This window comes from Streptomyces sp. PSU-S4-23, assembly GCF_055632315.1.
Genome location: NZ_JBVMUU010000002.1, coordinates 6351851 through 6371320 on the forward strand (window position 1 = coordinate 6351851; position 19470 = coordinate 6371320).

The 19470-nt window shown below is 72.2% G+C and carries 14 protein-coding genes and 1 pseudogene; 9 read left to right on the top strand and 6 right to left on the bottom strand.

The window, feature by feature from the left end; genetic code table 11:
* Positions 1–6: 6 nt before the first annotated feature.
* A complete protein-coding gene (locus ACZ79I_RS29030; RefSeq protein ID WP_471500931.1) occupies positions 7–2688 on the bottom strand; it encodes a heavy metal translocating P-type ATPase in 2682 nt (893 codons plus the stop codon).
* A gap of 105 nt (positions 2689–2793) precedes the next feature.
* Here ACZ79I_RS29030 and ACZ79I_RS29035 point away from each other — a divergent pair, with 105 nt between their 5' ends.
* Positions 2794–3330, top strand: coding sequence for a hypothetical protein (locus ACZ79I_RS29035; protein ID WP_471500933.1), 537 nt, complete (start codon positions 2794–2796; stop codon positions 3328–3330).
* Positions 3331–3394: 64 nt separating this feature from the next.
* On the opposite strand, the gene ACZ79I_RS29040 is transcribed toward ACZ79I_RS29035, so the two are convergent.
* Complete coding sequence (locus ACZ79I_RS29040; protein ID WP_471500935.1) at positions 3395–4078, bottom strand: glycerophosphodiester phosphodiesterase; 684 nt, start codon at positions 4076–4078, stop codon at positions 3395–3397.
* A gap of 66 nt (positions 4079–4144) precedes the next feature.
* Positions 4145–5300 (bottom strand): annotated as a pseudogene (locus tag ACZ79I_RS29045) (adenosine deaminase).
* Positions 5301–5367: 67 nt separating this feature from the next.
* On the opposite strand from ACZ79I_RS29045, the gene ACZ79I_RS29050 reads away from it, so the two are divergent.
* Complete coding sequence (locus ACZ79I_RS29050; RefSeq protein WP_471500937.1) at positions 5368–6276, top strand: DUF4190 domain-containing protein; 909 nt, start codon at positions 5368–5370, stop codon at positions 6274–6276.
* Here ACZ79I_RS29050 and ACZ79I_RS29055 read toward each other — a convergent pair.
* Positions 6273–6830 carry an NADAR family protein gene (locus ACZ79I_RS29055; RefSeq protein ID WP_471500939.1) on the bottom strand — a complete coding sequence of 186 codons (558 nt, stop codon included), beginning with the start codon at positions 6828–6830 and terminating at the stop codon, positions 6273–6275. The genes ACZ79I_RS29050 and ACZ79I_RS29055 overlap by 4 nt on opposite strands.
* A gap of 211 nt (positions 6831–7041) precedes the next feature.
* Here ACZ79I_RS29055 and ACZ79I_RS29060 point away from each other — a divergent pair, with 211 nt between their 5' ends.
* Genes ACZ79I_RS29060 through ACZ79I_RS29085 form a run of 6 tightly spaced genes read left to right on the top strand, consistent with a single transcriptional unit; the run spans position 7042 to position 14223 of the window.
* Positions 7042–8595: a gamma-aminobutyraldehyde dehydrogenase gene (locus ACZ79I_RS29060; protein ID WP_471500941.1), complete on the top strand. Its 1554-nt coding sequence runs from the start codon at positions 7042–7044 to the stop codon at positions 8593–8595.
* A gap of 52 nt (positions 8596–8647) precedes the next feature.
* Entirely contained in the window at positions 8648–9895 is a 1248-nt protein-coding gene (locus ACZ79I_RS29065; protein WP_471500943.1) for an ABC transporter substrate-binding protein, read from the top strand.
* Between the two features lie 5 nt (positions 9896–9900).
* Positions 9901–11052: an ABC transporter ATP-binding protein gene (locus tag ACZ79I_RS29070; RefSeq protein ID WP_471500945.1), complete on the top strand. Its 1152-nt coding sequence runs from the start codon at positions 9901–9903 to the stop codon at positions 11050–11052.
* Positions 11052–11981 carry an ABC transporter permease gene (locus ACZ79I_RS29075; protein ID WP_471500947.1) on the top strand — a complete coding sequence of 310 codons (930 nt, stop codon included), beginning with the start codon at positions 11052–11054 and terminating at the stop codon, positions 11979–11981. Before ACZ79I_RS29070 ends, ACZ79I_RS29075 begins: the two co-directional genes overlap by 1 nt.
* Positions 11982–12782, top strand: coding sequence for an ABC transporter permease (locus ACZ79I_RS29080; protein ID WP_471500949.1), 801 nt, complete (start codon positions 11982–11984; stop codon positions 12780–12782).
* Between the two features lie 22 nt (positions 12783–12804).
* Positions 12805–14223, top strand: coding sequence for an NAD(P)/FAD-dependent oxidoreductase (locus tag ACZ79I_RS29085; protein WP_471500951.1), 1419 nt, complete (start codon positions 12805–12807; stop codon positions 14221–14223).
* 51 nt (positions 14224–14274) lie between these two features.
* Here the strand turns inward: ACZ79I_RS29085 and ACZ79I_RS29090 are convergent, their stop codons facing one another.
* Positions 14275–14997 carry a phosphatase PAP2 family protein gene (locus ACZ79I_RS29090; RefSeq protein WP_471500953.1) on the bottom strand — a complete coding sequence of 241 codons (723 nt, stop codon included), beginning with the start codon at positions 14995–14997 and terminating at the stop codon, positions 14275–14277.
* 531 nt (positions 14998–15528) lie between these two features.
* A complete protein-coding gene (gabT, locus tag ACZ79I_RS29095; RefSeq protein WP_471500955.1) occupies positions 15529–16863 on the bottom strand; it encodes a 4-aminobutyrate--2-oxoglutarate transaminase in 1335 nt (444 codons plus the stop codon).
* Between the two features lie 367 nt (positions 16864–17230).
* On the opposite strand from gabT, the gene ACZ79I_RS29100 reads away from it, so the two are divergent.
* Positions 17231–19348 (top strand): ATP-binding protein, encoded by a 2118-nt coding sequence (locus ACZ79I_RS29100; RefSeq protein ID WP_471500956.1) that lies wholly within the window; start codon positions 17231–17233, stop codon positions 19346–19348.
* Positions 19349–19470 lie beyond the last annotated feature (122 nt).

Consider the following 19470-nt stretch of genomic DNA (forward strand, 5'->3'; position numbering starts at 1 on the left):
CCGTGTTCAGTCCGACCGGGCGGTCGAGGCGTCCGGGCGATCGCGCGGCTCAGCCGTCGCCGTGCCCCCGTGGCGCGGGTGCCGTGCCGCCGGGGCGGTCCGCGCGTCGCGCCCCGCGGCCGGGACCGCGGCGGACTCGGCCGCCGGCCGTCCGCCCGCGGCGGGTTCGACCGTCGGCCGTACGTCCGCGGCGTCGGCTTCCGGCAGCGGCGCGGGGTGCCAGCGGCGCAGCCGGGAGGCGTTGGTGACGACCGAGAGGGAGGACAGCGCCATGGCCGCGGCGGCGATGATCGGGCTGAGCCGGATGCCCCACACGGGGTAGAGGGCGCCGGCGGCGACGGGAATGCCGACGGCGTTGTAGACGAGGGCGAAGAACAGGTTCTGCTTGATGTTGCGCAGGGTGGCGCGCGACAGCCGGATCGCGGTGACGACGCCGGACAGCGAGCCGGAGATCAGGGTGATGTCGGCGGCCTCGATGGCGACGTCGGTGCCGGTGCCGATGGCCAGGCCCACATCGGCCCGGGCCAGCGCGGGGGCGTCGTTGATGCCGTCGCCGACCATGCCCACGGTACGGCCTTCGCTCTGCAGGCGGCGGATCTCGTCGGCCTTGTGCTCCGGCAGCACCTCGGCGAGCACGCGCGGGATGCCGACCTGCCGCGCGATGGCGGCGGCGGTGCGGGCGTTGTCCCCGGTGAGGATCACCGTCCGGACGCCGAGCCGGTGCAGGGCGGCGACGGCCCGGGCGGAGTCGTCCTTGACGGTGTCGGCCACGGCCAGCACTCCGGCCGGCTGTCCGTCGACGGCGACCAGGACGGGCGTCCTGCCCTGTGCCGAGAAGGTGTCGGCGGTCGCGGTGAGGTGCGCGGCGGCGATCCCGGCGTCCGCGAGCAGCCGGGCGGTGCCCACCAGCAGTGTCCTGCCGTCCACGGTGGCCCGGACTCCCTTGCCGGTGACCGAGTCGAAGCCGGAGACCGCGGGCACCGTGAGGCCGCGGTCGCGGGCCCCGTCGCTGATCGCGGCGGCGAGGGGGTGTTCGCTGTCGGCCTCGGCGCCGGCCACCAGGCGCAGCAACTCCTGCTCCGTGAAGCCCTCCACGGCGTGCACATCGGTCAGCACCGGCTTTCCCACCGTGACGGTGCCCGTCTTGTCGAGCACGACCGTGTCCAGCCTGTGGGCGGTCTCCAGGGCCTCGGCCGAGCGGATCAGGATGCCCGCACGGGCTCCCTTGCCGGTGCCGACCATCACCGACAGCGGGGTGGCGAGCCCCAGCGCGCACGGGCAGGCGATGATCAGGACGGAGACCGCGGAGACCAGCGCCAGGGTGAGCGCGGGCGCCGGGCCGACGGTGTACCAGAGGGCGAAGGCGGCGATCGCCACCGCGATGACCACGGGCACGAAGAAGGCGGAGACGGCGTCGGCGAGCCGCTGGATCGGTGCCCTGGACGCCTGGGCCTGCCGCACCAGCCGGATGATCTGCGCCAGCATGGTGTCGGCGCCGATCTTGGCCGCCCGCACCCTGAGGCTTCCGGTGCCGTTCACCGTCGCACCGATGACGGTGTCCCCGGCGCGCTTGGTGACCGGCATCGGCTCGCCGGTGACCATCGACTCGTCCACCGCCGAGGTGCCGGACAGTACGTCCGCGTCGACCGGGACCTTCTCACCGGGCCGTACGACGATCTCGTCGCCCACCACGACCTCGTCCACGGGGATGTCGGTCTCGGACCCGTCCCGTACGACCCGGGCGGTTCGGGCCTGGAGCCCCAGCAGGGCCCGGATGGCCTCGCCGGTGCCGGCCTTGGCACGGGCCTCGAGCAGTCGGCCGAGCAGGATCAGGGTGAGGATCACCCCGACCGCCTCGAAGTAGACCTCGCGCAGGTCCGCCGGCAGCAGCCCCGGCGCCAGGGTGACCAGCACGCTGTAGCCGTACGCCGCCGAGGTGCCCAGCGTGATCAGGGAGTTCATGTCGGCGCCGCGGTGGCGCAGGGTCAGCCAGCCGATGCTGTGGATCGGCCAACCCGTGTAGAACATCACGGGGGTGATCAGGGCCAACTGCAGCCAGTGGCCGAGCAGCCAGCCGGGCACCCAGTCCGCACCGAAGAGTTCGTGCGCCATCACGGAGAACAGCACCGGGAGCGTCAGCACCGCGCCGACGGTGACCCGGCGGCCCAGGTCCGCGATCTCCGCGCGGCGCTCGCCGGCCTCCGCGGCCTCGGCGTCGGCGGCCGGCGCGCCCTCCTGGAGCCTGTCCACCGTCACGGCGGCCGTCCCGCCGGGGGCCGGAGCGGGAGCGGACGGGCCGCCGCCCACGTCCTCCGCCGGGGTGACGACGAGCGTGCCGTGGATCATGCTCATCCCGCAGACGAACCCGAACGAGCCCGGCCGTTCGGGGCGCAGGCGCACGGTGGTGCGCCGGAAGGCGGGCAGCCCCGCGCTGACGTGCAGGTCGGGGAAGTCGACCCGGTTGGTGCACTCGCCGGACTCCTGCCGGTCGAAGACGAGTTCCACCGGAACGCCCTGCCGCACCCGGATCACGTCGGGGCGGTAGCCGCCCCGCACGGTCACCTCCGCCCGCTGCACCCCGCCCTCCAGGCGTGCGCCGCGGGCGCGGCGCGGGCCGAAGAAGAACCAGCCCAGGGCGCCGATCAGCACGGCGGCCAGGGCCACCACGACGATCTCGGCGGTGTCCATGGCGGACCTTCCCTCCGTCCACCCCCCTCTCAAGCTCCTCCCGTTCGCCTCCCACGGCAAGAAGAAGTTTTTGAACGTGTTCAATTCAAGGCGTACGCTCCTCGCATGAGCGACAGAGCCGCCCTGCTGAAGGGCATTCGTGTCTGGCTGGTTGTCTTCGTCGTCTGTCTGGTGCTCAGCGGCGCCACGGCCTTCCCCCTGGTGCACGAGCTGCACTGGGCCGAGGATCTGCTCACCTCGCTGTCGGTGCCGCAGCACCTCCCCGCCCTCACGGACTGGATCGAGCGGGTGCGCCGCGGACTCGACGCCACCGACGCCGAGCAGCCCTTCGTCCTCTACGGAACGGACTGGCTGGCGTTCGCGCACCTCGTGATCGCGGTGGCTTTCTACGGGCCGTACCGCGATCCCGTCCGCAACATCTGGGTGGTGGAGTTCGCGATGATCGCGTGCGCGGGCGTCATCCCGCTCGCCCTGATCTGCGGGCCGATCCGCGGAATCCCCTTCTGGTGGTCGCTGATCGACATGTCGTTCGGGGTCTTCGGCGTGATCCCGCTGTACGTGGTCCGCAGGAAGATCAAGCGGCTGGAGGGGCTGACGGCGTCGGCGCCGCCGGCCGCCCCGGCCGCGGCCGTCGGCGGCTGACCGGCCCTGGCCAACGCGGCCGTCGGCGGCTGACCGGCCGCGGGCCGCCGTGGGTGACGCCGCCTCAGCCGCCGCGCACCGTGCGCAGCGCGTCGATGCGGTTCGTCGTGATCGAGTCCACGCCCATGGCGAGGAGACGGCGCATGGAGCGCCTGGTGTCGGGCGTCCAGGCCGACACCAGGTAGCCGTCGCGATGCGCCCGGGCCGTCAACTCCTCACTGAGGAGGCCGAAACGGTAGTTCAGCCAGCGCGGGCGTACCGCATCGAGCAGGGCGGGCCGCGGCGGGGCGAGGGTCGACCAGGTCAGGGCGATCTCCGCCGACGGAGCGGCGGCCCGGACCGCCAGCATGGTCTGCGCCCCCGCGCAGTAGTACACCCGCTCCTCCGCCCCGCACGCCCGGACGACACCCACGATCCGGCGGGTGGCACGGACCGAGGGTGTGCCGGGCAGGTCGATCATGACCCTGCTGCCGTCGGTCGCCGCCAGGGCGTCCGCCAGCGTCGGCACCCGGCCCGCCGTGAGCCCCTCCACCTCGGCGGAGGAGAGCGCGGTGAGCCGCCGGTCCTGTTCCCACAGCCGCTTCAGCGTCTCGTCGTGCAGCAGTACGGGGACGCCGTCACGGGTGAGCCGTACATCGATCTCGACCGCGTCCGCGCCCCGGCGGAGCGCGGAACGCAGCGAGTCGATCGTGTTCTCGCGGTGGCGGTAGGGGTCGCCGCGATGGGCCACGGCGGTCACGGTTCGCATGGGCCCCATTGTGGCGGCGGGGCGCCGCGCGGCGCCCCGCCGGGGCGGCGGACGGAAGGACGGGGGTCAGGGGGTGAGCCGGGCCGCAGTGTAGGCGTCGATCTCCGCCGTCAGCCTCTCCTTGCCCGCGGCGTCGAGGAAGGACGCCTCGACCGCGTTCTTGGCCAGGTCCGCCAGACCCCGCTCGTCGAGGTCGAGCAGCCGGGCGGCCACCGCGTACTCGTTGTTGAGGTCGGTGCCGAACATCGGCGGGTCGTCGGAGTTGACGGTGACGAGGACGCCCGCGCGCACGAACTCCTTGATGGGGTGCTCGTCGAGGGTGCGGACGGCTCGGGTCGCGATGTTGGAGGTCGGGCAGACCTCCAGGGGGATGCGCTGCTCGGCCAGGTGCGCGAGCAGCTTCGGGTCCTGGGCGGCGCTGGTGCCGTGCCCGATGCGCTCGGCACGCAGCTCGCCGAGGGCGTCCCAGACCGTTTCGGGCCCGGTCGTCTCGCCCGCGTGCGGCACGGACCGCAGCCCGGCGGCCCTGGCCCGGTCGAAGAACGGCTTGAACTGCGGCCGGGGAACGCCGATCTCGGGTCCGCCGAGCCCGAAGGAGACGAGGCCCTCGGGGCGCAGCCGGTCGTCGGTGGCGAGCCGGATGGTCTCCTCGGCGGATTCGAGGCCGGCCTCGCCCGGTATGTCGAAGCACCAGCGCAGGACGGTGCCGAACTCGGCCTCCGCCGCCTTGCGGGCGTCCTCGATGGCGTCCATGAACGCGCGTTCGTCGATGCCTCGGCGGGTGGAGGAGAAGGGGGTGATCGTCAGCTCGGCGTAGCGGACCTGCTGCCGGGCCATGTCGCGGGCGACCTCGTACGTCAGCAGCCGTACGTCCTCGGGCGTCCGGATGAGGTCGACGACCGACAGGTACACCTCGATGAAGTGGGCGAAGTCCGTGAAGGTGAAGTAGTCGGCAAGGGCCCCGGGATCGGTGGGCACCTTGGAGTCGGGGTGGCGGGCGGCCAGTTCCGAGACGATGCGGGGGGAGGCGGAGCCGACGTGGTGCACATGGAGTTCGGCCTTGGGCAGCCCGGCGATGAAGGCGTGGAGATCGCGCGCGCCGGCGGTGTCGCGGTGGTCGGTCAAGGGTTCCTCCCCGGAACGGCGCCCCCGCACCGGACTCGGGCGGGACGCGGGTGATCGGCTGATCGGTGACTCGGGGATCATCGTAGAGCGCGGTCATGCCGGGGAGGCGCGGACCGTAGCATGACGGGACGTACGACAGACGTACGACGGAGGGGGCCCAACGCATGTCCGACGACGCGCAGGCGCAGCAGGGGGCGCCGGAGGACGCCGCCCCGGGCCCGTGGGCTTCCCCGGGTGACGGGACGGGCCCGGCACCGTCCGAGGTCTCCCTCGACAAGCCCGCCGCCGGTCCGCGTCCCGCGCCGGACCCGTGGGCGCCGCCCGCAGGCCAGGCGCCCGGTTCGGGCACCGCCGGTACGGGCGGGCCGGTGCCCGCCGCTCCCCGGCACACCGTGGTCTTTGGCGGCGGCCCGCCGTCCGTGCACGACCAGCCCACGGTCGTCTCCCTGCCCGGCTCCGAGCCCACCGGCGCCCCGGCCCCGGCCGGGGACTGGAACGCCCCGTTCGCCCCGCCGGGCCCCACCTCCTCCGTGCCGGGCGACCCCGCGGGCGCGTTCCCGTCGTTCGGCGGGCCCGCGCCCGGCGCCCTTGCCGACCCCTTCGCCCCGCCCGCCGCCGGTGAGCCCGTGCCGCCGCCGCCCATCGCCCCCGAAGGCCCCGGCCGCACGGCGTACGCCTATCCCGCGTACCCCGGCTATCCGGGGTACGGCCCCGAGGGCGGCGTCGTCGGCTACGGCTGGTCCGGGACGCCCCTCATGCCGAGCAACGGCATGGGCACCGCCTCGCTCGTCCTCGGGATCGTCTCCGCCGCCGTGTTCTGCCTGTGGCCGGTGGCCATCGTCGCGGGCGTGCTCGCCGTGATCTTCGGCGTCATCGGCCGCCGCAAGGCGCGCCGCGGCGAGGCGACGAACGGGGGCATGGCCCTGGCCGGCCTCATCTGCGGAGCGGTCGGCGTCGTCCTCGGCGTCGCGCTCCTCGTCGTCATCCTGATCGCCCCGAACGGTGACGACGATCCCTGGCCCGGCACGGAGGACGGCTATTCGACGTCGCTGACGGCCCACCGGCTCGGCTAGGCCGCCGCCAGCCGCTCCCGCGCCGCCATCAGCGCGAACCCCAGGAGATTGGGTCCCCGCCACCGCTGTGGGTCCGCCGCCCGCTCGTCGTCCGCCGCGAGGCCGATGCCCCACACCCGGTCCACCGGGCTCGCCTCGACGAGCACACGGTCGCCCGTGCCCAGCAGGAAGGCGCGCAGACCGGGATGCGCGGCGAACTTGTGGACGCTGCCCTCGACGACGATCCCGAAGCGCTCGCGCTCCCACACGGCCTCGTCGAAGCCGCGCACCAGCCGTCCCGCCTTCTTGGCGAGCGCCGGGTTCGGCGCCGCCACGGCCCTGCGCTCGGCCTCCGCGTCGTGGAAGAGCCGTGCCTTCGACGCCATCATCCAGTGCTCGGCCGTCGCGTACTCCACGCCGTCCACCACGAAGGGCGACGGCCACCACTGGCTCAGACAGCCCGCCCCGATCCGCCCGTCCGGCCTCGGACGGTGCCCCCAGAAGTGCAGGTACTTGACCCTGGCCCCCTCCTGGAGCTCCCTGACCAGGGTCTCCCGAGAATCGATCTTCCCCATGCCGGTGAGTGTGGCACGCGCCACTGACACTACGTCTCGGCTTTTCGGGTGCGACTCGACACCCCGGTCGACAGATTCCGTCGCGTAACCAAAAGGCAACAACGGAATCCCTTGTTGGTGTCCTTCTCCTCTGTCAGGATCGGCACTCAAATCGAGCTGGAGCTACGCCAGCCCCCGCGGTGGACGCGGGTCGGCGGCGAGGGAGAGCGACATGGACATCCCGGGCAACACCGGCGAGGCCGACATCCGCCTCCGGACGCAGGAGGAACTGCGCGAACGCTTCGCGGACGGCGCGCAGTACATCGCGGGCAGGCCCGTCAGGGGCACGTCGGGCCGCACCCACGCGGTGGTCGACCCGTCCACCGGCGCCGAGGTGTTCACATACGAGCTGGCCGGCGCCGAGGACGTGGACCGAGCCGTGGCGGCCGCCCGCGCCGCGTTCCCCGAGTGGTCCGCCGCCACACCGGGCGAGCGCTCCGACGCGCTGCACCGCTTCGCCGCCGTCCTCGCCGGGCACGCCGAGGACCTCGCCCGCCTGGAGTCCCTCCAGTGCGGCAAACCGCTCAAGCTCACGCGGGAGTTCGACGTGCCGGGCACGATCGACAACACCGCCTTCTTCGCGGGTGCCGCCCGGCACCTGACGGGGCAGGCCGCCGGCGAGTACTCCGGCGACCACACCTCGTACGTGCGTCGCGAACCCATCGGCGTCGTCGGCTCCGTCGCGCCCTGGAACTACCCCCTGCAGATGGCGGCCTGGAAGATCCTCCCGGCGATCGCCGCGGGCAACACGATCGTCCTCAAGCCCGCCGAGCTCACCCCGCTGACCTCGCTGCTGTTCGCCCGGGCCGCCACCGAGGCGGGCATCCCGGACGGTGTGATCAACGTCGTCACCGGCGCCGGCAAGGAGGCGGGCGAGCGCCTCGTGGGCCATCCCGACGTGGCCATGACCTCGTTCACCGGCTCCACCGCCGTCGGCAAGCGCGTCGCCGAGATCGCCACCGCGACCGTCAAGCGGCTCCATCTGGAGCTCGGCGGCAAGGCGCCCTTCGTCGTCTTCGACGACGCCGACCTGGACGCCGCCGTCAACGGAGCGGTCGCGGGCGCGCTCATCAACACCGGTCAGGACTGCACGGCGGCCACGCGCGCGTATGTGCAGCGCCCCCTCTACGAGGAGTTCGTGGCGAGGACCGCCGCCCTCATGGAGACCGTCCGGCTCGGCGACCCGTTCGCCCCCGGCACCGACCTGGGCCCGCTGATCTCGCACGTCCAGCGCGACCGCGTGGCCGGGTTCGTCGACCGGGCGCGTGCCTACGCGCGCGTGGTGACCGGCGGCGAGGCTCCCGAGGGGGATCTCAAGGGCGGGGCGTACTATCGGCCCACCCTCGTGGCCGGCGCGCCCCAGGACAGCGAGATCGTCCAGTCCGAGATCTTCGGGCCGGTGCTCGTCGTGCTGCCCTTCGACGGCGACGACGACGGTATCCGGCTCGCCAACGACACCCCGTACGGCCTCGCCGCGTCCGCCTGGAGCCGCGACGTCTACCGGGCGGGGCGCGCGACCCGCGAGATCAGGGCGGGCTGCGTATGGATCAACGACCACATCCCGATCATCAGCGAGATGCCACACGGCGGATTCCAGCAGTCCGGCTTCGGTAAGGACATGTCCGCGTATTCATTCGAGGAGTACACGCAGATCAAGCACGTCATGTTCGACAACACAGCGGTGGCCAGGAAGGACTGGCACCGCACGATCTTCGGGGACCGATAGCAGACAGGCCGCCTGACCCGCGGCCGTACCCTCCCGAAAGGGCACCACGCGCATGGAGCAGTACGAGCCCGACCGCCTGACCCCGGCCCAAGTGGCCGCCGTGCGGCGCAGCCTCCGGAACGGCAGGGCCTCCCTCACCCGCCGTTCGCTGCTGCGCGCCTCCGCGGGCGGCGTGCTCGCGGTGGGTGGACTCGGGGCGCTGAGCGCCTGCGGGATCCCCGCGGCAGGCAAGACGCAGGGCGGCACGGCCGCCCAGGACCACTCGGCGAAGGAGAAGGTCGTCGACTTCTCCAACTGGCCCGAGTACATCGACGTCGACGACAGCGGCAAACACCGCCCGACGCTCGAGACCTTCACCAAGCGGACCGGCATCCAGGTCAAGTACACCGAGGACATCAACGACAACAACGAGTTCTTCGGCAAGATCAAGCCGCAGCTCGCCGCGGGCCAGGAGACCGGACGGGACCTCATCGTCCTCACCGACTGGCTGGCCGCCCGGGTGATCCGCCTGGGGTGGGCCCAGAAACTGGACCCCTCCAACCTTCCGCACGCGTACGCCAACCTGTCGAGCCAGTTCCGCAGTCCCGACTGGGACCCGGGGCGCGCCTACTCCTACCCCTGGCAGGGCATCTCCACGGTCATCGCCTTCAACAAGAAGGCGCTCGACGGCATCGAGGTCAGGTCGATCTCCGACCTGCTCGACAACCCCAAGCTCAAGGGCCGGGTCGGCTTCCTGTCCGAGATGCGCGACAGCGTGGGCATGACCCTGCTCGACATGGGCAAGGACCCGGCGAAGTTCACCGACGACGACTACGACGCGGTGATCGCCCGCCTGCAGAAGGCCGTCGACAAGGGCCAGATCCGCCGCTTCACCGGCAACGACTACACGTCCGACCTCACCAAGGGCGACCTGGCCGCCTGCGTGGCCTGGGGCGGCGACATCGTGCAGCTGAAGGCGGACAGCCCGGACGTCGACTACATCATCCCCGACAGCGGCTACATGACGTCGACCGACAACATGCTGATCCCGAACAAGGCGCGCCACAAGGCCAACGCCGAGCGGCTCATCGACTTCTACTACGAGCCGGACCAGGCCGCCGCACTCGCCGCCTACGTCAACTACGTCAGCCCCGTCGACGGGGTGAAGCCCTACCTCGAGAAGATCGACGAGGGCGCGGCGAACAACCCGCTGATCCTTCCCGACAGGGCCATGGCCGCCAAGTCCCACGCCTTCCGCGCGCTGACGCAGAAGGAAGAGACGGCCTACGAAGAGAAGTTCGCAAAGCTGACAGGGGCGTGACGAAGATGACGACAGACACCAGCGGCGACGTCCGCCTCGCCGGGATCAGCAAGACCTACGGCTCCTTCACCGCCGTGCACCCGCTCGACCTGACCGTGCCCCAGGGCTCCTTCTTCGCGCTGCTCGGCGCCTCCGGCTGCGGCAAGACCACCACCCTGCGCATGATCGCCGGCCTGGAGGAACCCTCCTCCGGCACCGTGCACCTCGGCGACCAGGACGTGACCCGCCTGCCCCCCTACAAGCGGCCGGTGAACACGGTCTTCCAGTCCTACGCCCTCTTCCCGCACCTCGACATCTTCGAGAACGTCGCCTTCGGCCTGCGCCGGCGCGGCATCAAGTCGGTGAAGAAGCAGGTCGAGGAGATGCTCGACCTGGTGCAGCTCGGTGAGCAGGCCCGCAAGAAACCGCACCAGCTCTCCGGCGGCCAGCAGCAGCGCGTCGCGGTGGCCCGCGCGCTGATCAACCACCCCAAGGTGCTCCTCCTCGACGAGCCGCTCGGCGCCCTCGACCTCAAGCTGCGCCGGCAGATGCAGCTGGAGCTCAAGCGCATCCAGACCGAGGTCGGCATCACGTTCATCCATGTCACGCACGACCAGGAGGAGGCCATGACGATGGCCGACACGGTCGCCGTGATGAACTCGGGCCGCGTCGAGCAGCTCGGCTCGCCCACCGACCTCTACGAGAACCCGCAGTCCACGTTCGTCGCCAACTTCCTCGGCACCTCGAACCTCATCGAGGCCGAGGTCGACACCAGGAGCGGCGGCGACATCGTGCTCAAGGCCGGCGGCAGCAAGCTCGTGCTCCCCGAGGCGCGCTGCTCCGCGCCGGCGGCGGCCGGCGGCAAGGTGCTGGTCGGCGTCCGCCCGGAGAAGATATCCCTCGCCCACGCCGACGACGCGGGCGAGATCCCCGGGGGCCGCAACCGCATCACCGGCAGGATCGCCGACTCCAGTTTCATCGGCGTCTCCACGCAGTACGTCGTCGACAGCCCGGTCTGTCCCGAGTTCGAGGTCTACGCCCAGAACATCGACCGCGACCCGCGTCTGGTGCCCGGCGCCGAGGTGGTCCTGCACTGGAACCCGGCCCACACCTTCGGCCTGGACGCGGCGCAGGACATCGACGCCGGTGTGGAGACCGTCGAGGAAGAGGCGGCCTGATGTCGACACTCACCGAGGCTCCCCCGCCTCTCGCCCCCGCCGACGCGGAGCGCAGACCACCGCGCAGACGGGGCCGCATGACCCCGTACTGGCTGCTGCTGCCCGGCATCCTGTGGCTGCTGGTCTTCTTCGCGCTGCCGATGGTCTACCAGGCGTCCACGTCGGTGCAGACCGGATCCCTGGAACAGGGGTACAAGGTCACCTGGCACTTCGCGACGTACTGGGACGCGCTGTCCGCGTACTGGCCGCAGTTCGTGCGCTCCGTCCTGTACGCGGCCGCCGCCACGCTCCTGTGCCTGGTCCTCGGCTATCCGCTCGCGTACCTCATCGCGTTCCGCGCGGGCCGCTGGCGCAACCTCATCATGATCCTGGTGATCGCGCCGTTCTTCACCAGCTTCCTGATCCGCACGCTCGCCTGGAAGACGATCCTCGCGGACGGCGGCCCGGTCGTCGGCGCCCTCAACACGCTGCACGTCCTGGACGTCACCAACTGGCTCGGCTGGACGGCCGGCGACCGGGTGCTGGCCACACCGCTCGCGGTGGTCACCGGTCTGACGTACAACTTCCTGCCGTTCATGATCCTGCCGCTGTACACGTCGCTGGAGCGCATCGACGGACGCCTCCACGAGGCGGCGGGCGATCTGTACGCCAAGCCCTTCACGACCTTCCGCAAGGTCACCTTCCCGCTGTCGATGCCGGGCGTGGTCTCCGGCACGCTGCTGACCTTCATCCCGGCCGCCGGCGACTACGTGAACGCCGACCTGCTCGGCTCCACCGACACCCGCATGGTCGGCAACGTCATCCAGACACAGTTCCTGCGGATCCTCGACTACCCGACGGCCGCGGCACTCTCGTTCATCCTGATGGCCGCGATCCTCATCATGGTCACCGTCTACATCCGCAGGTCCGGCACGGAGGATCTGGTTTAAATGGCCTTCGTCAACTGGCTCAAGCGCCATCTCGTCGTCATCGCGGGACTGCTGACGCTCGGATATCTCCTGCTGCCGAACGTCATCGTCACGGTGTTCTCCTTCAACCAGCCGAAGGGCCGCTTCAACTACGAGTGGCAGCGGTTCTCGCTGAGCGCCTGGAAGGACCCGTGCGGCGTCGCCGACATGTGCGGCTCCCTGTCGATCAGCCTCCAGATCGCCGTGTGGGCGACGATCGGTGCCACGATCCTGGGCACGATGATCGCCTTCGCGCTGGTCCGCTACCGCTTCCGGGCGCGCGGCGCGATCAACTCGCTGATCTTCCTGCCCATGGCGATGCCCGAGGTCGTCATGGCGGCCTCGCTGCTCACCCTGTTCCTCAACATGGGTGCCCAGCTCGGCTTCTGGACGATCCTGATCGCCCACATCATGTTCTGCCTCAGCTTCGTCGTGACCGCCGTCAAGGCACGCGTCATGTCGATGGACCCGAGGCTGGAGCAGGCGGCGCAGGACCTGTACGCCGGTCCGGTCCAGACGTTCATCCGGGTCACCCTGCCGATCGCGGCACCCGGCATCGCCGCGGGCGCGCTGCTCGCGTTCGCGCTGTCCTTCGACGATTTCATCATCACCAACTTCAACGCGGGCTCGACCGTCACCTTCCCCATGTTCGTGTGGGGCTCGGCCCAGCGCGGCACGCCCGTCCAGATCAATGTCATCGGCACGACGATGTTCATCGTCGCCGTGCTGCTGGTCCTGGCCTCGATGGCACTCGGCAACCGCCGCAACCGCCAGAAGGCGTAACGCACCGTAGGGAGTTGACATCATGGCCCCAAGCGCCATGACCCGTTGGACGACATCTCTTTCCGAAGCCCGGCCGGTCCCGTACTGGCTGGACGATCCCGCCAGGCCCCGCCCCGAGCCCGCTCTCACCCGCGCCGAGACCTGCGACCTGCTGGTCGTCGGCGGCGGCTACAGCGGACTGTGGACCGCGCTCATCGCCAAGGAACGCGATCCGCAGCGGGACGTGGTGCTGGTGGAGGGCAGGGAGGCGGGCTGGGCCGCCTCCGGCCGCAACGGCGGCTTCTGCGCCGCCTCCCTCACCCACGGTCTGGCCAACGGGCTCGCCCGCTGGCCGGGTGAGATCCACACACTGCAGGAGCTGGGCGCCCGCAACCTCGACGAGATCGAGAGGGCGGTCGCCCGCCACTCGCTCGACTGCGACTTCGAGCGCACCGGCGAGATCGACGTCGCCACCGAGCCGTACCAGGCTCGGGAGCTGCGCGAATGGCACAGGGAGACGGAGCGCCGGGGCCTCGCAGAGGGCACCGAGTTCCTGGACGCGGAGGCGGTCAGGGAGGAGGTCGACTCGCCGACCTTCCTCGCCGGTCTGCACGACCGCCGGGGCGTGGCCATGCTCAACCCGGCCAAGCTCGCCTGGGGGCTCAAGCGGGCCTGCCTCCGGCTCGGCGTCCGGGTCTACGAGCACACGCCCGCCCTCACCCTGAAGCCGTACGGCGCCGGCATGGCCGTACGCACCCCCTACGGCTCGGTCCGCGCCCGGCGGGTGGCGCTCGGCACAAACATCTTCCCCAACCTGGTCCGGCGCGTGCGCCCGTACACCGTCCCGGTCTACGACTACGCGCTGATGACCGAGCCGCTGACGGCCGGCCAACTGGCATCGATCGGCTGGAAGAACCGCCAGGGACTCGGGGACTCGGCGAACCAGTTCCACTACTTCCGGCTGTCGGCCGACAACCGCATCCTGTGGGGCGGTTACGACGCGATCTACCCCTACGGCGGCCGGGTGCGCGCCGAGTACGACGACCGCCCGCAGACGTACGCCAAGCTCGCCGGGCACTTCTTCACCTGCTTCCCGCAGCTGGAGGGCCTGCGCTTCACCCATGCCTGGGGCGGCGCGATCGACACGTGCTCGCGCTTCTCGGCGTTCTTCGGGACGGCACACCAGGGGAAGGTGGCGTACGCGGCCGGTTACACGGGCCTGGGCGTCGGCGCCACCCGCTTCGGCGCGGAGGTGATGCTGGACCTGCTGGCGGGGGAGCGCACCGAGCGGACCGAGCTGGAGATGGTCCGCAGGAAGCCGCTGCCGTTCCCGCCGGAGCCCTTCGCCTGGACGGGCATCGCGCTGACCAGGTGGTCGCTGGCCCGGGCCGACGCGCACAACGGGCGGCGCAACCTCTGGCTGCGGACGATGGACAGACTGGGGCTGGGCTTCGACAGCTGACGCCGGGCGCCGGGCACCCCGGCGGGCGGTGACGCGAGGTGACGTGCCCGGTCAGCCGGGACCGGCCGGGGGGCCGGGAGTCCCCGAGGGCGTGCGGCGCCCGTTTCGGCCGAGGAGCACCGCGAGCCCGGTCAGCAGCATCGCGCACAGGCACCAGCTGGCCAGCACGTCCAGGAGCCAGTGGAAGCCCTGGCGGACCAGGCCGAGGCCGACGCCGAGGTTCAGCACCACACACACGACGAGGAGTTCACGGCGGGCGTACGGCGAGCGCAGCCAGGGCCACAGGACCAGGGCCGCGGAGCCGTACGCGACCGCCGCTGTCGCCGTGTGCCCCGAGGGGTAGAAGCCCGTGCCGGAGCCGGGGCCCGAGGCCATGGGGCCCGAGCGGGCGATCAGCTCCTTGAACGGGACGACCAGTGCCGGGACGGCCGCCATGCAGACCGCCGCGGCGAGGGGCGGCAGCCACCACCGGTCCGCACCGAAGCGCCGCGCCTGCGAGGCGGCGTAGACCAGGACGAGGGCCAGGACCGGCACGGCGACCGGGACGCTTCCCAGGTCGGCGAGCAGCCCGGAGAGCCGGCCCGGCCCGGTCACGGCCTCGCTCAGCCGCTCGTCCGCACGCGCGAGCGGTCCGTGGGCAAAGACCTGCCAGGTGATCAGGAGCAGGAGGACGGCCGCGCCGGCCACGACGCGGGCGGGCCGTGCGGGAACGGGGCACGTTCCGGCCCGCGCGGCCGGTGCACTCTGGATGTCCGGGTCCGGGAAGCTCGACACGCCGCTCAGCTTGGCAGGAAAGTGGCCGGGAGACCGGGTCGACGACGCCGGGCCGGTCATGTCCTTGGTCTGCGAGGGCCCTGGAAGGCCGTCCGGGAAGCACGTCGGCCGCCCCGGAACAGGGGGGCGGTTCCGAGGCGGCCATCCGGATCGGTGTGCCGCCCGCCCCGGGGGGTTTGGGGCGTGCGGCCGTCCGATCGGTGAGGAGATCCAGAGCCGGAAGCTCCGGGTGTGTGCGCGAGGGCACGACCGGGTCGAGGCTGGGGATGCCGCGGCCAGGTGTCGCCCACAGTCCCCTGTGGGCGGGGTGTATCTCTCATCTGCATAGAACCTACGGCAGGGAAAACCGCTCCGACAGCCGGAAACGGGTCCCGCCATCCACCTCGCACACCTTCTTCACACCCTCTGACGCCCGCCGCCCCGGGCCGGAATCCCGGTGAAGGACGGGGCCGGGACGGGAGGGGCGCCACACGTGCGGGCCACTGGGCCCAGCTGCGGGTTTCCCGTGGCGGACGGCGGCTGCCGGCCGGCTCAGATGCGGGCGAACGCCTGCTCGATGATGTCGAGGCCCTCGTTCAGCAGCTCCTGGCCGATCACCAGCGGCGGCAGGAAACGCAGCACGTTGCCGTAGGTGCCACAGGTCAGGACCAGCAGCCCCTCCTGGTGGCACGCCTTGGCGAGGGCGGTGGTCGCCTCGGGGTTCGGCTCCTTGGTGGCGCGGTCCTTGACCAGCTCGATCGCGATCATCGCACCGCGGCCGCGGACGTCACCGATGACCTCGAACTTCTCGGCCATCGCCGTGAGGCGGGCCTTCATGGTCTCCTCGATCTCCTTCGCCCGGGCGTTGAGGTCGAGCTCCTTCATCGTCTCGATCGCGCCCAGCGCGCCCGCGCAGGCGACCGGGTTGCCTCCGTAGGTGCCGCCCAGGCCGCCCGCGTGCGCCGCGTCCATGATCTCGGCACGGCCGGTGACGGCGGCGAGCGGCAGCCCGCCGGCTATGCCCTTGGCCGTGGTGATCAGGTCCGGGACGATGCCCTCGTCCTCGCAGGCGAACCACTGGCCGGTGCGGCAGAAGCCGGACTGTATCTCGTCGGCGACGAAGACGATCCCGTTGTCGGTGGCGAACTTCCGCAGCGCGGGCAGGAAGCCCTTCGCCGGCTCGATGAAGCCGCCCTCGCCGAGCACGGGCTCGATGATGATCGCGGCCACATTGTCCGGGCCGACCTGCTTGGTGATCTGGTCGACGGCCATGGCGGCGGCCTCGGGGCCGCAGTTGTCCGGACCGGTCGGCCAGCGGTAGGCGTACGCCATCGGCATCCGGTACACCTCGGGCGCGAACGGGCCGAAGCCGTGCTTGTACGGCATGTTCTTGGCGGTGAGCGCCATCGTCAGGTTCGTCCGGCCGTGGTAGCCGTGGTCGAAGACCACGACCGCCTGGCGCCTGGTGTAGGCGCGGGCGATCTTGACGGCGTTCTCGACGGCCTCGGCGCCCGAGTTGAACAGCGCCGACTTCTTGGCGTGGTCACCCGGAGTGAGCTCGGCCAGCGCCTCGGCGACGGCCACATAGCCCTCGTAGGGCGTGACCATGAAGCAGGTGTGCGTGAAGTCCTGCAGCTGGGCCGAGGCCCGGCGTACGACGGCCTCGGCGGAGGCGCCCACGGACGTCACCGCGATGCCGGAGCCGAAGTCGATCAGACGGTTGCCGTCGACGTCCTCGATGATCCCGCCGCCCGCGCGCGCGGTGAACACCGGCAGCACGGAGCCCACACCCTGCGCGACCACGGCGGCGCGGCGGGCCTGCAGCTCCTGCGACTTCGGGCCGGGGATGGCGGTGACGACGCGGCGCTCCTGGGGAAGTGCGGTCATGGGGGCTCCCTGATGATCGTGCGGACCGAGAGGTCCCGGCCCCGGTGTTCCGGGGGACCGGCCGTCGCGGTGGAGCGGCCGGCCCGGCGGACCGGGGGTTCCGGCAAACCGGGGGTTCCGGCGGGCCGGGTGTTCCGGGCGGGGTGCTTTTCGGACGCTTGCCTTCTTTTCTCGCAGGCTAGAGCGGGTCGCGGAGGGTGGGCATGCTCCATGTGGGCGCCTTGGGCGCACCCGCTTGTCCGTCGTGGACATAGCGGAGCGGGCCGCGTCGGCGCGCGCCCGGCCGCGTATGCGGTGAACTCCCCTTGCAGGGGCGTTAGATTGACTCGCAATGGTGGACGGAACGGCTGGTCAGGGGGCAGCGGCGATGGACAGCGACGGGACGCAGGACGCGCGGGTCACACGGGCGGATCCCCTGCCGCGTCCGGCCGGGCCGCCCCGGATCCCGCCCCGGCCCGCGAACGCCCCCGGGGCGCCCCCGCTGCCGGACGGCTCGTCCTTCCTGGCCTGGCTGCGGGCACCGCGCCCGCCGGCGGGACCCGGCGTGTGGCGCTTCGGGCACCGGCCGCGGCCGGAGCAGGAGCCCGAACGGACGCCGACGCGGCAGCTGCTCAGCGGGGCGCTGATCTCGTTCCTGGTGGGCTGGCTGATCTGGTCGCTGCTGTGGAACGGCTACCTCGGCGGCTGGTGGGTGCTGCCCCTGGAGCTGTTCACCCCCGACTCGTGGCTGCACGGCAACGACCGCGTCCAGAACGCCTTCCTCTGGTACGGCTACTACACGGTCATCGCCCTCGCCATCATGATCGCCGTCGGCAGGCTCGGCCGCTGGGGCGAGGTCTGGCGGCGCTTCGGACCGCCCGCCTGGCGCCCCGCCGCCCCGGTGGGCGAGCGGCCCCCGGCCCCCGAGGACGACCCCGCCCAGTGGAACCAGCTGCGCGCCGCGGGTGCGCACGACGCCGCCGACCGGCTCGCCGCCGAGGCCCGGGCCGGGCTCATGCGCGACGTCGACCACGCCCGGATCGCCCGCGCCTGGCAGGGCGTCCTCAACGGCCGGCACAGCCTCGCCGACTTCACCGGCGCCGTGCTCCAGGACGGCGCCACGGCCTGCCTGCACCCCTCGGGGAAGCGCGACCTGCCCGCCCGGCTGGCCCGGCACGACCTGATCACCGGGCAGGTACGGCTCGGCACCACCCTCGACGACCCCCGCAATCCCTACGCGTACCGCGGCACCGGCCTCGGCGTCGGTCCCGAGCTGCTCGGCACCTCCCTGGTCGCCGTGGGGCCCGCGGGCTCCGGCAAGACCAGCACCGTGGTGTGGCCGCTGGCCGAGTCCCTGTGCCTGCACGCACTCGCCGGGCGGGCCGCCGTGGTCGTCGTCGGTGCGGCTGGCGCCGGTCTCGGCCCGGCGGACGGCTACGACGTCGTCGTGCGCGTCGGGCACCCCGAGTCGGTGTACGACCTGGACCTGTACGGCGGGACCACCGACCCGGACGAGGCCGCGGCCGTGCTCGCCGAGGCGCTCGTGGGTGATCTCGCCGACCCGCACCCCGGCGGGGACAGCCGCCGCTCCACCACCGTGCTCGCGCAGCTCCTCGGGCCCTACCGGGCCGTCCACGGCCGCTTCCCGTCCGTCCCGGAGCTGCGTCAGCTCCTCGACGGCGCGCCCGGCCCGCTCGCCGCGCTGCGCAAGGCCCTGGAGGACTCGGGGCAGGACTCACTGCTGCGCGAACTCGACGCGCGGGCACGGCAGTCGGGGCACCCCGGCGACCTGGGCGGAGTCCTCGCCGACCGGGTCGCGTTGCTCGACCGGCCCGCCTTCGCCCACTTCTTCGACACCTCCGGGCACTCCCGGCCGTTCTCGCTGCGCGCCCTCGACCACCCCGTGCGGGTCCGGATCGACCTGCCCGAGCGCGGCCACGCCGACGCCTCGCGCATCCTCGCGCGGCTGGTGCTCGCCCAGTTCACGGCCAGTGTCGCGACCCGCGAGGACCGGTCGCTGTTCGCCTGTCTGCTGCTCGACGACGCGACGGGCGTGGTGACCCCCGAGGCCGTCCGGGCCATCCAGCGGCTGCGCTCCGTGAACGCCGGAGCCGTCCTCACGCTGCGCACCCTCGACGACGTGCCGCGGCCGCTGCGCGGGCCCCTCCTCGGCGCCACCGGGTGCCGGATGGCGCTGTCCGGGCTCACCCCCTGGGACGGGCAGGACTTCGCCGAGGTGTGGGGCAAGGAGTGGACCGAGACGCGGGACGTCACCGACCGGCAGATCATCGCGGAGACCCCGGCGGGCAAGGCCCTGCACATGCTGCGCCGGGTGATCACCGGGCACGCGCCGACCGCGCGCGCCGTGACCGTCCGCCAGGTCGAGCGTGAGCGGTGGTCCGCCTCCGAGCTGGCGCACGCGGTGCCGCCGGGGCACGCGGTGCTCTCGCTGACCGGTGTGAGGGGCGAGCACGCGCCGCCGCTGCTGGTGAATCTGCGCGGCTGAGGGGCGCTGAGCGGGGCGTCCGGTCATCAGAGCACGAGGCGACCGTACGGTGAGGCAGAATCGACAGTGGCCGTTCATACGCGGCGGCCAAAGGATCACGAGGATCACCCCGTCCGTGCAGA